13 protein-coding genes and 1 pseudogene are annotated in these 13203 nt (G+C 71.4%); 9 read left to right on the forward strand and 5 right to left on the reverse strand.

The genetic code is table 11. The features are described 5' to 3' along the window. The first annotated feature begins 92 nt into the window (after nt 1-92). A complete protein-coding gene (locus ACQPWW_RS04305; RefSeq protein ID WP_433129338.1) occupies nt 93-692 on the forward strand; it encodes a TetR/AcrR family transcriptional regulator in 600 nt (199 codons plus the stop codon). 44 nt (nt 693-736) lie between these two features. Here ACQPWW_RS04305 and galK read toward each other — a convergent pair whose 3' ends face one another. Beyond that, on the reverse strand, nt 737-1906 hold the full coding sequence (galK, locus tag ACQPWW_RS04310) for a galactokinase (protein WP_433129340.1): 1170 nt from the start codon (nt 1904-1906) through the stop codon (nt 737-739). Beyond that, a complete protein-coding gene (gene galE, locus ACQPWW_RS04315; protein ID WP_433129342.1) occupies nt 1903-2889 on the reverse strand; it encodes a UDP-glucose 4-epimerase GalE in 987 nt (328 codons plus the stop codon). Before galE ends, galK begins: the two co-directional genes overlap by 4 nt. A 194-nt stretch (nt 2890-3083) precedes the next feature. On the opposite strand from galE, the pseudogene ACQPWW_RS04320 reads away from it, so the two are divergent. From ACQPWW_RS04320 to ACQPWW_RS04345, 6 genes and pseudogenes are all read left to right on the forward strand, one after another. Then, a pseudogene (locus ACQPWW_RS04320) lies at nt 3084-4148 on the forward strand (hemolysin family protein); the annotation flags it as partial. 114 nt (nt 4149-4262) lie between these two features. After that, nucleotides 4263-5288 (forward strand): tryptophan--tRNA ligase, encoded by a 1026-nt coding sequence (gene trpS / locus ACQPWW_RS04325; RefSeq protein WP_433129344.1) that lies wholly within the window; start codon nt 4263-4265, stop codon nt 5286-5288. 13 nt (nt 5289-5301) lie between these two features. Continuing rightward, complete coding sequence (locus tag ACQPWW_RS04330; RefSeq protein ID WP_433129346.1) at nt 5302-5883, forward strand: 2'-5' RNA ligase family protein; 582 nt, start codon at nt 5302-5304, stop codon at nt 5881-5883. Nucleotides 5884-5962: 79 nt separating this feature from the next. Then, a complete protein-coding gene (locus ACQPWW_RS04335; RefSeq protein ID WP_433129348.1) occupies nt 5963-6889 on the forward strand; it encodes a YihY/virulence factor BrkB family protein in 927 nt (308 codons plus the stop codon). Between the two features lie 17 nt (nt 6890-6906). Then, nucleotides 6907-7275: a GntR family transcriptional regulator gene (locus ACQPWW_RS04340; RefSeq protein WP_433129350.1), complete on the forward strand. Its 369-nt coding sequence runs from the start codon at nt 6907-6909 to the stop codon at nt 7273-7275. Between the two features lie 80 nt (nt 7276-7355). Continuing rightward, nucleotides 7356-7793, forward strand: coding sequence for a hypothetical protein (locus tag ACQPWW_RS04345; protein ID WP_433129352.1), 438 nt, complete (start codon nt 7356-7358; stop codon nt 7791-7793). A 12-nt stretch (nt 7794-7805) separates the two neighbouring features. On the opposite strand, the gene ACQPWW_RS04350 is transcribed toward ACQPWW_RS04345, so the two are convergent. The 3 genes from ACQPWW_RS04350 to ACQPWW_RS04360 form a co-directional block, all read right to left on the reverse strand. Then, entirely contained in the window at nt 7806-8174 is a 369-nt protein-coding gene (locus ACQPWW_RS04350; RefSeq protein WP_433129354.1) for a VOC family protein, read from the reverse strand. A gap of 210 nt (nt 8175-8384) precedes the next feature. Further along, a complete protein-coding gene (locus ACQPWW_RS04355; RefSeq protein WP_433129356.1) occupies nt 8385-10019 on the reverse strand; it encodes a glycoside hydrolase family 13 protein in 1635 nt (544 codons plus the stop codon). Between the two features lie 32 nt (nt 10020-10051). Then, nucleotides 10052-11098 carry a LacI family DNA-binding transcriptional regulator gene (locus ACQPWW_RS04360; RefSeq protein WP_433129358.1) on the reverse strand — a complete coding sequence of 349 codons (1047 nt, stop codon included), beginning with the start codon at nt 11096-11098 and terminating at the stop codon, nt 10052-10054. Nucleotides 11099-11267: 169 nt separating this feature from the next. Between ACQPWW_RS04360 and ACQPWW_RS04365 the strand changes: the two genes are divergently transcribed. Continuing rightward, nucleotides 11268-11609, forward strand: a complete 342-nt coding sequence (locus ACQPWW_RS04365; protein WP_355031947.1) for a hypothetical protein — start codon at nt 11268-11270, stop codon at nt 11607-11609. Nucleotides 11610-11886: 277 nt separating this feature from the next. Next, complete coding sequence (locus ACQPWW_RS04370; protein ID WP_433134137.1) at nt 11887-12954, forward strand: BMP family lipoprotein; 1068 nt, start codon at nt 11887-11889, stop codon at nt 12952-12954. Nucleotides 12955-13203 lie beyond the last annotated feature (249 nt).

Raw genomic sequence — 13203 nt, forward strand, 5'->3', positions numbered from 1 at the left:
TCCGACCTCGGCTAGGCTGATGCGGAACACTGTTCCTCTTATTATTCGGAACAGTGCTCCGTTTTGTCAACCGGGTCGGAGAGGAGGGGTTCGTGTCCACCGAGGGCCCGACCGGGAAGGCGTCGACCCGCACCAGGCGGGCCGACGCGGTCCGCAACCAGGAGACGCTGCTCGCCGCCGCCGCCGAGGTGTTCGTCACCGCGGGGGTCGACGCGCCGATCCGCCAGATCGCGGCCAGGGCGGGCGTCGGGATGGGGACGATCTACCGCCACTTCCCGACCCGGGCGGATCTCGTCACCGCTGTCTACCGACACCAGATCGAGGCCTGCGCGGAGGCGGCTCCGAGCCTGCTGGCCAGCGCCAACTCACCGTTCGACGCGCTCCGCCAGTGGATCGACCTCTTCGTGGACTTCCTGGTCACCAAGCACGGCCTCGCCGACGCCCTTCAGTCGGACACCAGTCGATTCGCCGCGCTGCACACCTACTTCCTCGAACGCCTGGAACCCGCGTGCGCGCAGCTGCTCGCCGCCGCCGTGGACGCCGGCGACATCAGCCCCGGTACGCAGCCCTACGAGCTGATGCGCGGCATCGGCAACCTGTGCATCGGGCGCGACAGCGACCCGCGCTACGACCCGCGCCGACTGATCGAGCTGCTCCTGCGGGGACTCCGGCAGGCCCCGCCCGCCGGATAGCACGATCCGGCGGGCGGCCGCCGCCGAGGCTGGCCGTGCGGGCCTCAGTCGAGGCGGGTGGCGCCGGGACCGGGCAGGACCGGGACGGTGCCGGGGGCGGCGAAACCCCGTTCGGCGTACGCAGCGGTGACGGCGGCGGCGACCGCGTCGGCGCGGTCGGCCTCCACCAGGGCCAGGACGCAGCCGCCGAACCCGCCGCCGGTCATCCGGGCGCCCAGCGCGCCGGCCGCCAACGCCGCCTCGACCGCGGTGTCGATCTCCGGCACGGTGATCTCGAAGTCGTCGCGCATGGAGACGTGCGACGCGGTGAGCAGCGGCCCGATGTCGCGGACCCGGGCCGCGCGCAGCAGCGCCACAGTGTCCAGTACGCGTTGGTCCTCGGTGACCACGTGCCGGACCCGTCGCCGGGTCTCCTCGTCGTCGAGCTGGGCCAGCGCGGTGTCGAGCTGGTCGACGCCCACGTCCCGCAGCGCGGCGACACCGAGCGCGGCGGCCCCGGCCTCGCAGGAGCGGCGGCGGGCGGCGTACTCACCGTCGGCGTGCCGGTGCGGGGCCCGGCTGTCGATGACGAGCACCGTCAGACCTGCGGCGTCCAGGTCGAACGGGATCTGCTCGACCGACTCGTCCCGGCAGTCCAGGAAGAGCGCGTGCCCGGCGCGGCAGCGGATCACCGCGGACTGGTCCATGATCCCGGTCGGCGCTCCCACGTAGACGTTCTCCGCCCGCTGCGCCAGCCGGGGCTGCAGCTCCGCGGGCAGCTCCAGCCCACCCAGGTCGAGCAGGGCGGCCAGCACTGCCGACTCCAACGCGGCCGAGGAGGAGAGCCCGGAGCCCAGCGGCACGTCGGAGGCGATCGCCATCCGCGCGCCCGGAACCGGATGGCCGGCCTCGCGCAGAGCCCAGACCACTCCGGCGACGTACGCGCCCCAGCCGGTCACCCGACCCGCCTCGGCGACGTCGTCCGCCCCGAAGGTGATCGTCTCGTCGGAGAGCTCGGACCAGACCGTCCACTGCTCCGCGTCCTGCCGGTCGGCGGCGACGACGGTGTGCAGCGGCAGCGCGAAGGGCAGCACGAACCCCTCGTTGTAGTCGGTGTGCTCGCCGATCAGGTTGACCCGGCCGGGCGCCACCCAGCGGCCGGCGGCCCGGCCGCCGTACCGCGCGGTGAAGCCAGCGGCGGCCCGGTCGGCCACGGCACCTGCGGAGTCGGTCACGACTGCCGCTCCAGGATGTGCGTGCGGTAGAAGGCCCAGGCGTCGCCGACCATGTCGTGCAGGGTCGGCTTCTGCGGCACCCAGCCCAGCTCGTCACGGGCCAACGCGGAGGAGGCGACCAGCTCGGCGGGGTCACCCTCGCGGCGCGGGGCCACCTCGACGGGCAGTTGGTGCCCGGTGACCTCGCGGACCACGTCGACGACCTGGCGGTTGGTGAAGCCGTTGCCGTTGCCCAGGTTGTAGATCCGGTGTTGGCCGCCGGTGGCCGCGTCCAGCGCCAGCAGGTGCGCGCGGGCCAGGTCGGCGACGTGGATGTAGTCGCGGACGCAGGTGCCGTCCACCGTGGGGTAGTCGTCGCCGAAGAGTTGGAGCTTCTCCCGCCGGCCGGCGGCGACCTCCAGCGCGATCGGGATCAGGTGCGTCTCCGGGTCGTGCCGTTCGCCGAGCGCGACGTCGCCGTCGAGGTGGGCGCCCGCCACGTTGAAGTAGCGCAGCGACACGGCGGCCAGCCCGTGCGCGATCGTCTCGGAGGTGAGCGCCATGTCGACGGCGAGCTTGGTGGCGCCGTACGTGTTGGTGGGCGCCTTGACCGCGGTCTCCGGGATCGGCAACCGGGTGGGGTTGCCGTAGACGGCGGCGGTGGAGGAGAAGACCATGCGCGGCACCCCGGCGGCCCGGACCGCGTCGATCAGGGCGAGTGTGCCGACGGTGTTGGTCTGCCAGTACAGCTCGGGCTTGACCATCGACTCGCCGGCGGCGATCAGGGCCGCGAAGTGCAGCACCCCGTCGAAGCCGGCGTCGGCGGTGAGGACGCGGGCGGCGTCGTGGATGGACGCCTCGACGTGGGTCGCGTCCGGGGCGAGCGCCTCGCGGTGCCCGGTGCGCAGGTCGTCCAGGACGACCACCTGGTGACCCGCGTCGAGCAGCATCCGGGTCACTACGCTGCCGATGAAGCCGGCACCCCCGGTGACGAGCAGTTTCACGTCGTTTGCCTCCTGCCTGGCCCGCCCGGGACGTGGCCTTCGCTGATCACCCTAGGGTGACGGCCGGTGCCCTGACCGACAGCACCGCCATCCTCATTCCATCATAAACTCTCATGATTAAACAGACCCGAACATGTGCGGTCCGCTGCCCCGATCCCCGGTGCGGTGAGCGAACGGTGTCTACCATCTCTGTCATGCGGGAAGCGGCCCGTAACGGGCTCCGGCGACGCGCGCGGGCGCGACCCCGCCGCGACCCCGGGCCGCTCGCCCGAGCCGTCGCCCGCGTGCTGGTCCGCACCGCCGACGGCGCCTCCCGACTCGTCACCGACCTGCTCGGGGCCGGGCCGGCGGCCGGCCGGGAGCACATCACCGAGGCCGAGTTGCGGGATCTGGTCGCGGCGAACACGGTGCTCGACCCGGACGAACGGCGGATCATCGACGAGGTCCTGGTGGCTGGTGCCAGCCTGATCCGCGAGGTGATGATGCCGCGCACCGAGGTCGTCTTCCTCCCGGCGCGGCTCACCATCACCGAGGCCGCCCGGCTGGTCCGCGCCGAGACGCACAGCCGCTACCCGGTCACCGACGGCACCCACGACGACGTGGTCGGCTTCGTGCACCTGCGCGACGTGCTGCTGCGTCCGGACGCGGACCCGTGTGCGACGGTCGGCGAACTGGCCCGGGAGGTCAAGCGACTCCCCGGCAGCAAACGGGTGCTACCCGCGCTGACCGAGATGCGCCGGGAAGGCCAGCACCTGGCGGTGGTGGTCGACGAGTACGGCGGCACGGCCGGCATCGTCACGCTGGAGGACCTCATCGAGGAGTTGATCGGCGAGATCCGCGACGAGTACGACACCACCCCGGACCCGGTGCACGCCGGCCTGCCGGCCGTGGTGGACGGCCGCCTCAACCTCGCCGACTTCGCCGAGCGGACCGGGGTGGCGCTGCCCGCCGGGCCGTACGAGACGGTTGGCGGGTTCGTGATGGCCGCGCTGGGTCGACTTCCGGTGACCGGCGACGAGGTGCCGGTGCCGGGTGAACCGGCCGACGTCGGCGGGCCGGATCCGGCCGACCCGCCCGGCGGCTGGCTGCTGCGGGTCCTCGCGCTGGACGGCCGTCGGGTGGCGCGGCTCGCGGTCTCCGCCGTCCGGCTGCCGGAGCAGCGCCGCGAGCCGGACACCGGGCAGCGCCGTGAGCCCGGTGTCGGGCCGGCGCGGGAGACGGTGGCCGGGCCGCCCCGGGGGTTGCCGGCCGGGCCGACGCGCCGGGTCGGTCCGGGCGCGCCACCCGAGGTCAGCACCCCCACAGCGGCGGGCCGCACCCGACCCGCCGGCCCGTCATGACGGACCGGGTTGCTTGCTGACAGAATTATCGCCATGTCCGACGCTCCCGCCCGTCCCCGCGTCTTCTCCGGCATCCAGCCGACGGCCGACTCGTTCCATCTCGGCAACTACCTGGGCGCGGTGCGGCACTGGGTGGCGTTGCAGGACACCCACGACGCGTTCTACTGCGTGGTGGACCTGCACGCCATCACCGCGGGGCACGATCCGGCGCTGTTGCGGCAGCGGACGCGGGTGGCCGCCGCCCAGCTCTTCGCGGTCGGGCTCGACCCGGAGCGCAGCACCCTGTTCGTGCAGTCGCAGGTGCCCGAGCACCCGCAGCTGGCCTGGGTGCTCGGCTGCATCACCGGCTTCGGCGAGGCCAGCCGGATGACGCAGTTCAAGGACAAGTCGCAGAAGCAGGGCAACGAGCGGGCCAGCGTCGGGCTGTTCACCTACCCGGTCCTGCAGGCTGCCGACATCCTGCTCTACCAGGCCAACGCGGTGCCGGTCGGCGAGGACCAGCGCCAGCACCTGGAGCTGTCCCGGGATCTGGCCCAGCGGTTCAACTCGCTGTTCGGCCCGACGTTCACGGTGCCCGCGCCGCACATCGTCAAGGACACCGCGAAGATCACCGACCTACAGGACCCGACGGCGAAGATGTCCAAGTCGTCGTCCTCGCCGGCCGGCATCATCGACCTGCTCGACGATCCGGCCCGGTCCGCGAAGAAGATCCGGTCGGCGGTGACGGACACCGGTCGGGAGATCGTCTTCGACGCCGAGACGAAGCCGGGCGTGTCCAACCTGCTGACCATCCACTCGGCGCTCAGCGGGCGCGGCATCGACGAGTTGGTGGCCGCGTTCGCGGGCCGCGGCTACGGCGACCTGAAGAAGGAGTTGGCCGAGGTGGTGGCGGAGTTCGTCCGCCCGGTCCAGGAGCGCACCCGCGCCTACCTCGACGACCCGGCGCAGTTGGACAAGCTGCTCGCCGCCGGTGCGGAGAAGGCCCGCGCGGTGGCGGCGGCGACCCTGCGGTCCACGTACGAGCGGGTCGGGTTCTTCCCGCCCGTGCGCGGCGAGTAGCTCCGCGGGACAGGTGAACGGGTCGGTGGCCGGAGGGGCGGCGCGAAGCGTGGATCGCAGTGGCGGGGTGCCGCCGACCGGCGACACCATCCAGATCGGCATCGCTGTGGACATTCCCGAGCCCTGGGGTGCCCAACTGACCCGGCGGCGGGTCCAGGCCGGTGACCCGCTCGCGGTGCCCGCGCACGTGACGTTGCTCGGGCCCACCGAGATCTCGACGGCCAGCCTGCCCGCCGTCGAGCGGCACCTGGCCACCGTCGCCGCCACGCACCTGCCGTTCGCGCTGCACCTGCGGGGCACCGGCACGTTCCGTCCGGTCACCCAGGTGGTGTTCGTCGCGGTGGCGGCCGGCATCAGCGAGTGTGAGTTGCTGGCCGCCGCCATCACCGCGACGCCGGACCTGCACCGCAAGGCCCGCTTCCCGTACCATCCGCACGTCACCGTGGCGCAGGACGTCGCACCGGAGGCGCTGGACAAGGTGTACGAGGACCTGGCCGACTTCTCCGCGATGTTCGAGGTCGACGCGTTCACCCTCTTCTCGCACAGCGGGGAAGCTCGGTGGCAGCCGCGTCGGGACTTCCGCCTCGGCGACTGAACCGTCGGCGACGCGCCGGTAGGTGAGCATCGGGAGCCGGTTGCCACTACGGCGGTGGGAGATCGGCGAGGATGATCGCGTGAACGTGATCGGCTGGATCGAAGCGGGCATCGACCGCTGGGTGAGCGCCGCGCGCCACCGGTCGGGGCTCTTCGATCACGTGTGGCGCGCCGGCGCCCTGTACGCCGAGGTGCTGGCCGGGCGGCTGGCCGCGGCGATCGCCTACTACGGCTTCTTCGCGGTGTTCGCCCTCGCCCTTGTCGCGTTCTCCATCTTCGGCGCGATCCTGGAGGACAACGACGAGGTCAGCGCGGCGGCAGCCGACTTCCTCCGGGAGAACCTGCCCTTCCTGGACGCCCAGCAGATCGCCAACTCCAGCGGCACGGTCGGCGTGGTCGGCCTGGTCATCCTGGTCTTCACCGGGATCGGGTGGGTGGAGGCCATCCGGTCCTCGCAGCGGCTGATGTACCACCTCAACCAGCAGCCCGGCAATCTGGTGATCCGGCGGCTGGTCGACCTGGGTGTGATGATCGGTGTCTTCGTGCTGCTCGGTGTCTCGGTCGCGGCGGTGGACGCGCTGGAGTCGTTGCTGCGTTTCCTGCTGCGCAGCACCGGGTCGGTCGGTCTCACCACGATCAGCGCGGTGCTCAGCGTGCTGGTCAACGCCGTCCTCGCCACCGCGTTGCTCCTCGCGGTGCCCCGGCTGCGGATGAGCCGGTCCCGGCTGCGCCCGGTGGTGCTGTTGGTGGCGGTCGGTATCACCCTGTTGAACACGGTGGGGCGGTACTACGTGGTGCGTACCGAGCGCAATCCGGCGTACACGGTGGTGGCCGGCGCCGTCGGTCTGCTGCTCTATCTCTACCTGCTCAACCAACTGGTGCTGTTCGGCGCCGCGCTGCTCGCCACAAGCAGGAACGGGCGGGTGGTGGACCTGGCGGAGGCCGCCACACCGGCGGCCGTGGTCGACGAGGACACCGATCCCGGTACGCCAGGTGGTGCGAGCTGAGGACGGAAGGTGTGCAGATGCTGATCTCGGTCGACCCGGACTCGTCGGTGCCCCCGTACGAGCAGGTCCGTGGGCAGATCGCCGAACTGATCGGCGACGGTCGGCTGCCGGTCGGGTGTCGACTGCCCACCGTCCGGCAACTCGCCGCCGACCTCAGGTTGGCCGCGAACACGGTGGCCCGTGCGTACCGGGAGTTGGAGGCGGCCGGGCTGCTGGAGACCCGGGGGCGCAACGGCACCTTCGTCGCCCCCGGCCGGGACGACGCCGTCGACCGGCTGCAACGGGCGGCGGCCGGCTATGCGGCCGAGGCGGCCCGGCTCGGCGTGCCGCCGGCCACCGCACTCGCCCTGGTCCGCGCCGCCCTGGATGCCGTCCGCCCCGGCTGACCGCCGCCGACCGCCCACCGGACGGGCGGAAACTGAGCCGAAAGCCGTCGGCGCTCGCGTTCGCGGACCATGATGAGCCGGTGGGCGCACTCATGACACTGGACCTGCCGGCCGACTCGCCGCTGCTCGGGCTGCCTTGGATCATCACCTTCGGCCCGCTCGGTGATCTCGACGAGTGGGAGCCGGTGGTCTGCGGGCCGTACGAGCGTCCGCACGCGTTGGCGCTGGCCGAGGCGGTGGTGGCCGAGGAGCAACTGATGGCGGTGGTGGAGCCGTTGCTGCCGGCGCTGTCCGCCGACGAGATCCGCAGTGAGATCGCCGCCGCGCAGGTCGCCGCCGAGGACGAGGCGAGTCAGGTCGAGGGGGCCGATCTGTACGGCGACTTCGAGGACGTGATCGACGAGGAGTTGGACGCCGCGGCCGACGAGGCTGGTCACGGTGAGCCCGCCGAGCCGCCGGACGAGGCCGAGGTACGCGCCGGCTTCACCCGGATCGCGGCGCTGCTCACCGCGAAGTGACAGCGGAGGGCCTCAGCGGGTCGGTGGGCCGTCCAGCACGCAGAACTCGTTGCCCTCGGGGTCGGCGAGCACCGTGAACCCTTCGGTCCCGGTCTGCCCGACGTCGACGTGCCGCGCACCGAGGCTCAGCAGTCGCCGTACCTCGGCCTCCGGGTCGACGTCCGCGACCAGGTCGAGGTGCAGCCGGTTCTTGCCCCGCTTGGCGGTGCCCGAGCCCTGCAACCACACGGTGGGCGCGGCGGTCGGCGACCGCCCCGGCGGCCAGAGCTTGGCGCTGCCGTCGTCGCCCTGCTCGACCTCGTAGCCGAGCGCCGCGGACCAGAACGCGACCATCAGGTCCAGGTCCTCGACGTCGAGCGTGCACTGCGCGATCCGTACCACAATGGGTTCACCTCCGTAGCGACGGTGCCCGATGCGGTACCCGCGACGGTGGCCGGCTACACCAACGGCGGCAGACGGACACCGGCACCACGCGGAGCGAAGTCCGCGTGGCGCCGGTGACACCTCACCCCCCACCACAAGGGGCCGGTAGCCCAGTCGCCCGTCGGCGCGGGGCACGACGAACGACCAGGTCGAGAACGTGTTACCCGTTCAGCGCCGTTGTAACCAGACAGCCGCGTCGACGGGCAGCAGGTGGCCGGCGTCCGGCCCGGTGAGCGCGTCGCTGGCGACGAGCGGCTGGCCGTACCCGTCGATCCGGACCGGTGCGCCGCCGAGGTTGACCACGCAGACCAGTGCGGTGTCGCCGGCGGTGCGGGCGAAGGCCAACACTCCCGGCTCGCTCTCCAGCCAGGTGATCCCGTCGGCCTCGCCGGCCAGCGCCGGGTGTTGGTGGCGGATCCGCAGCGCGGCCCGGTACAGCTCCAACGTCGAGCCGGGCACCCCGGTCTGCGCGGTGACGGACAGGGCCTGCCAGGTTGTCGGGGCCGGCAGCCAGCTCAGTTCGCTGCCGGCCGGCCCGAAGCCGTACGGGGCCAGCTCGCCGCTCCACGGGATGGGCACCCGGCAGCCGTCACGGCTCTCGCCGGTGCGCGGGAACGCCGGGTCCTGGCGTAGCTCGTCCGGAAGGTCGAGGACCTCCGGCAGGCCCAGTTCCTCGCCCTGGTAGAGGTAGGCGGAGCCGGGCAGGGCGAGCATCAGCAGGCTGGCGGCGCGGGCCCGGCGCAGCCCTTCGACGCCGTCGCCGTAGCGGGTGACGTGCCGCTGCTTGTCGTGGTTGGACAGCACCCAGGTGGTCGGCGCACCGACGATGCTCGCCTCGGCCAGTGCCGTGTCGATCACCTTGCGGAACGAGTCGGTCGACCAGGTGGCGTCGAGGAAGTCGAAGCTGAACGCCTGGTGCAGCTCGTCCGGGCCGATGTAGCGGGCCAGGCGTTGGGGCGTCTCGGCCCACGCCTCGGCGACCGCCATCCGCCCCCCGGGGTAGCTGTCCAGGATGGGCCGCCAGGCCCGGTAGATCTCGTGCACCTCGTCCTGGTCGAAGTAGGGGAGCCGGCCCTTGCCGAGCAGCTCGACCTGGCGCTGGCCGGTGGTCGTCGTGCCGAAACCGACGTCCGGCAGCCCCTCGGCCTTGATCATGCCGTGCGCCACGTCGATGCGGAATCCGTCCACGCCCCGGTCCAGCCAGAACCGCAGCACGTCCTCGAACTCGGCGCGGACCTCCCGGTGACGCCAGTTCAGGTCCGGCTGGGCGGGGTCGAACAGGTGTAGGTACCACTGGCCGTCCGCGACCCGGGTCCAGGCGGGGCCGCCGAAGATGCTCTCCCAGTCGTTCGGGGGCAGCTCACCGTGTGCGCCCCGGCCCTCGGCGAAGAGGTAGCGGGCCCGCTCCGGCGAGCCGGGGCCGGCGGCGAGAGCGGCGGTGAACCACCGGTGTGCGTGGGAGGTGTGGTTGGGCACCAGGTCGACGATGATCCGCAGACCGAGGGCGTGCGCGTCGGTGATCATCGCGTCGAAGTCGGCGAGGGTGCCGAACATCGGGTCGACGTCCCGGTAGTCGGCGACGTCGTAGCCGCCGTCGATCATCGGGGAGGTGTAGAAGGGGGTCAGCCAGAGCGCGTCCACCCCGAGGTCACGCAGGTACGGCAGGCGTTGCCGGATGCCCTGGAGATCACCGGTGCCGTCGCCGTCGCTGTCGGCGAAGCTGCGGACGTACACCTGGTAGACGACCGCGGAGCGCCACCAGTTGTCATCATCGGTGTGGGGCGGGGTGGCGGTGCTGATCATCGGAGCAATATGCCGCCCGGAAGCTGCAAGAGTCAAGCAGTTCTTGCGTAAGGCAGCCGCGCGGCGCTCGGCACGACAGCGGTGGAGCCGCGCACTACCAGCTCCGGGCGGAACAGGTATTCCGAGTGCGGAGCGCCGTACCCGTTGATCTCGTCCACCAGGGCCCGGACGGCGGCCACCGCCATCGCGGTGACCGGCTGCCGCATGGTGGTCAGCGGCGGGTCGGTGAAGGCCATCAGCGGCGAGTCGTCGTAGCCGACGACGGAGACGTCGTCGGGCACGCGGAGGCCGCGTTGGCGGGCCGCTCGAATCGCGCCGAGCGCCATCAGGTCGGAACCGCAGACCACTCCCGTGACACCGCGGTCGAGCAGCCGGCCGGCCGCCGCCTCGCCACCCTCCACCCCGAACAGCGACAGCTCGGCCAGTGGGCCGAGGTTGGCCTCCGCGACACCGGCGAGTCGGGTCATCGCGGAGCGCCAGCCGGACACCTTGCGCCGCACCGGAACGAACCGGTCCGGGCCGGTGATCAGGCCGATCCGTCGGTGCCCGAGCGCGACCAGGTGGGCGACGGCCAGCTCGGCGGCCTCCCGGTCGTCACAGGAGACGAAGGGGGCGCCGATGTCCGGCACGTGCCCGTTGATCATCACGACCGGCAGCGGGCGGGCGAGCAGCGCCCGGTAGCGGTCGTGATTGGCGGCGGTGTCGGCGTGCAGACCGGAGACGAAGACGATTCCGGAGACCTGCCGGTCCAGCAGCATCTCCACGTACTCGTCCTCGGTCACGCCGCCGGCGGTCTGGGTGCAGAGCACCGGGGTGAACCCGCTCTGCGCCAGTGTCGACTCGATGACCTGGGCGAAGGCGGGGAAGATCGGGTTGTCCAGCTCCGGCACCACGAGGCCGACCAGCCCGGCGCTGCGCTTGCGCAGCCGGGCGGGGCGCTCGTAGCCGAGCACGTCCAGTGCGGTGAGGACGGCCTGCCGGGTCTCCGGGGCCACGCCGGGGCGGTCGTTGAGCACCCGCGACACCGTGGCCTCGCTGACTTCGGCCTGCTGGGCGATGTCGGACAGTCGAGCGCGCATGGCGGCACTTTAGCCCACCGGCAAGTTCTTGCGGGGTGCCCTGCAAGCCGTTGCGCAGCCGGCAAGAACTTGCCGGCCATCGGCGGCGGCCCGGGTGCCCGGCCCGCCGACGCGCCGGCCGGCCGGACCCCCTACTACAAACTGTCGTTGATGGGGGAGGATGAGCGACGTGGAAGCGCTGCGACTCATTCTCCTCTATGTCCATCTGATCGGCTTCGCCCTGCTGCTCGGCGGCTCGATCGCCCAATACATCAGTGGCCGGCTGCGGATCAACCCCGCCATGCTCTGGGGGGCGGTGATCCAGTTGCTGACCGGGCTCGGCCTCTCCGCTCCGCTGCGCGACGGCGACGAGCCGGCGCCCGCGAAACTTGTGACGAAGTTGGTCATCGCGTTGCTGATCTTCGTCATGGTCTTCTTCTCGCGGAAGCGGGACGTGGTGAACCGTGGTCATTTCCTCGCCATAGTCGGTCTGACCCTGGTCAACGCGGCGGTCGCGGTCTTTTGGCGGTAACGTCCGAGGGGGGCCGCAGCCCCAGGAAAACGGACGTTACGGACGCCTCGACACGCCGTTACCAGCACCAGGAGTGACCTGCCCCACGCAAGGGTTACACCCGGGTAACAGGCGCTCAACAGTCGTGCACGATTGTCGGCCGGTGGGTGGGCGCGGGCGTACGCTCCCGTCCGTAACGTGGGACAGCCGGCGGCACACCGCAGGTCGGCTGATGGGCTGCCACCGCACTAGGCGCGGTGAGCAATGGGAAGGAGACGTCTTGCGCTCGGTGCGTGGGATGCGGATCGCCTCGATCGTCGCGGTGGGTGGGCTCGCGCTCACCGCCGCCGCTTGTGGCGAGGCCCCCAAGGATGACAACAACGGCGGTAGTGGCGCCAAGAAGTTCAGCGCCTGCATGGTGACCGACGTCGGCGGCATCGACGACAAGTCGTTCAACGCCTCGGCCTGGCAGGGTCTGAAGGACGCCAAGGCCGCCAACGACAACATCGACATCAAGTTCGTCGCGTCGAAGGCCGAGGCCGACTACGAGCCGAACCTGACGCAGTTCGTCAACCAGAAGTGCAACTTCATCCTGGCGGTCGGCGGCCTGATGCAGAACGCCACCTCGAAGATCGCCAAGGCGAACCCGAACCAGGAGTTCGGCATCGTCGACGCGAACCCGGGTGACGCCAACGTCTACCCGATGCAGTTCGACACGGCGCAGGCCGCGTTCCAGGCCGGCTACCTGGCCGCCGGAATGACAAAGAGCGGCAAGGTCGCCACCTACGGCGCCCTGCCGATCCCGCCGGTGACGATCTTCATGGACGGCTTCGTCGACGGCGTGGCGTACTACAACACCACGAAGAAGAAGAACGTCCAGGCGCTGGGTTGGAACAAGGAGACCCAGAAGGGCTCCTTCACCAACGACTTCGCCAAGCAGGACGAGGGCAAGAAGGTCTCCGACGCGCTGGTCGCCCAGGGCGCGGACATCATCATGCCGGTCGCCGGCGGCTCCGGCCTCGGCACCACCGCCGCGGCCAAGGCCTCGGGCGGCAAGTACAACACCATCTGGGTGGACGTCGACGGCTGCCAGAGCACCCCGGACTGCGCGGCCATCATCACCACCGTGGTCAAGAACATCCCGGAGGCCGTCAAGGAGGCAGTGGTCAAGGCCGCTGCCGGCGACAAGCTGCCGGCCAAGCCGGGCTTCGTCGGCACCCTGGCCAACAACGGTGTCTCGCTCGCCCCGTACCACGACTTCGACAGCAAGGTTCCGGCCGAGCTGAAGGCGGATATCGACAAGATCAAGGCGGACATCGCCGCCGGCACCATCACCGTCACCTCGAAGGCCCAGCCGACCAAGTGACAACCGGCCGGCCCCTCCGGTGAGATCATCGGGAGGCCGGCGGGGGACAGGTACGACCGATCGGCCGCTTCGGCCCTGCGGGTGACCGTGGAGTCGGAGCGGCCGATCGCGCACCACGTCAGCCGGGCCGCTCCGGTCGGGTTGACGGCAGCTAGGCTGCACCATCGCTCGCACTCCAGGAGGTTGCGCTGAGACTCGAACTGCGCGGCATCACCAAGCGGTTCGGTGATCTGGTCGCCAACGACCACA

The sequence above is a fragment of the Micromonospora sp. CA-240977 genome (assembly GCF_050942285.1).
GTDB lineage: Bacteria > Actinomycetota > Actinomycetes > Mycobacteriales > Micromonosporaceae > Micromonospora.